1 protein-coding gene and 2 pseudogenes are annotated in these 1485 nt (G+C 61.6%); all 3 read right to left on the bottom strand.

What is annotated here, in order from left to right; genetic code table 11:
- The coding region (locus AOK11_RS38235) for a nucleotidyltransferase family protein (protein WP_157869550.1) at positions 1-660 on the bottom strand (660 nt) is incomplete at its 3' end.
- 115 nt (positions 661-775) lie between these two features.
- Positions 776-1142: pseudogene (locus tag AOK11_RS46010) on the bottom strand (CDP-alcohol phosphatidyltransferase family protein); the annotation flags it as partial.
- Positions 1143-1144: 2 nt separating this feature from the next.
- A pseudogene (locus AOK11_RS46005) lies at positions 1145-1355 on the bottom strand (CDP-alcohol phosphatidyltransferase family protein); the annotation flags it as partial.
- Positions 1356-1485 lie beyond the last annotated feature (130 nt).

The raw sequence follows: 1485 nt of genomic DNA, 5'->3' as shown, positions 1-1485 counted from the left end.
GCCGACGTCCTCCCAGTAGCCCTCGGCGATGAAGCCGTAGATGGGCTTGCCTTCCTTCATCAGCTGCGGGAAGACATCCCCGGACCAGTCGACGGGCACGTCGGGCTCGACGTAGTCGAAGACCTCGGGCTCCATGACGTAGATCCCGGTGTTCACCGTGTCGGAGAAGACCTGTCCCCAGGTCGGCTTCTCCAGGAAGCGCTCGACCTTGCCTTCCTCGTCCACGATGGTGATACCGAATTCCAGCGGATTGGGCACCCGGGTCAGACAGACCGTGACCAGCGCACCCTTCTCCTTGTGGAAGTTGATCAGCTCGGTCAGGTCGAAATCCGTCAGCGCGTCGCCGGAGATGACGAGGAAGGTGTCGTCCTTCAGTGCCTCCTCGGCGTTCTTCACGCTCCCTGCGGTACCGAGTGGCTTCTCCTCATTGGCATAGGTGAGCTCCATTCCGAGCTCTTCGCCGTCACCGAAATAGTTCTTGACGAGCGACGCCAGGAACTGGACAGTCACAACGGTTTCGTTGAGCCCGTGCCTTTTGAGCAGCCGCAGAACGTGCTCCATGATCGGCTGGTTGGCCACCGGCAGGAGCGGCTTGGGCATGCTTGAGGTCATAGGCCGAAGGCGCGTGCCTTCGCCCCCGGCCATCACGACGGCCTTCATGTCGGAAGCGTCCTCCTCTAAGAGACGACGGTCTAGCCGACTTCACCCGTCAAGATTGTCCCGCACTTTTCCACTGCGGGCCATCGCGCGACGTTGCGCGTGCCAATCAGCGAGTTCAGCCGGCCATGGCGTCCGCACGAACCAGGCGGCGGACCTGCACCACGTAGAGGACTCCTGCCCACCAATAGAGGGTTGTACCCCATCCGGCGAACGCCCATCCGAAAATAGCAGCGAGTGACGAGATCCAACCACTACCGTCACTGAGCAGAAGCAACGGGAAAGCGTACATCAGGTTGAAGGTGGCTGCCTTCCCAAGGAAGTTCACCTGCGGGGGCGGATAGCCGTGACGCCGGAGGATGCCCACCATCACCAGGAGAACCAGCTCACGGGCCAACAGTACGGCCGTCAACCAAAGCGGAAGAATCTCGCGCCAGGTGAGACCGACAAGGGTCGAAAGAATGTAGAGCCGGTCCGCCGCTGGANNTCCAGCGGCGCGCGAGCTTGCCGTCCAGATAATCACTGACACCGCTCAGAGCGAGCACCAGGAGCGCCCAGCCGTCGCTCTTCGGGCCACCGAACTCCGGTCGGAGGATCAGCCACAGGAAGAGAGGCACGCCGAGAAGCCGCGCCATGCTGAGGATGTTCGGGATGGTGAGGACACGGTCCGTCTGGACGCGAGTCTCCTGGACCTCCACCCGGGGACCTCCTGGGGGAAACGTATTGATGATGCTCATTGACCTTACCTCAAAACAAAAAAGCTCTGGCTCTCGGGCTGCGTGCCCAAGAGCCAGAGCTCTAAAAGGAGTTCGGCGGCGTCCTACTCTC

The sequence above is a fragment of the Streptomyces hirsutus genome, assembly GCF_001418415.1.
Classification (GTDB): Bacteria; Actinomycetota; Actinomycetes; order Streptomycetales; family Streptomycetaceae; genus Streptomyces; species Streptomyces hirsutus.
This window is presented reverse-complemented; position numbering and strand designations above follow the sequence as displayed.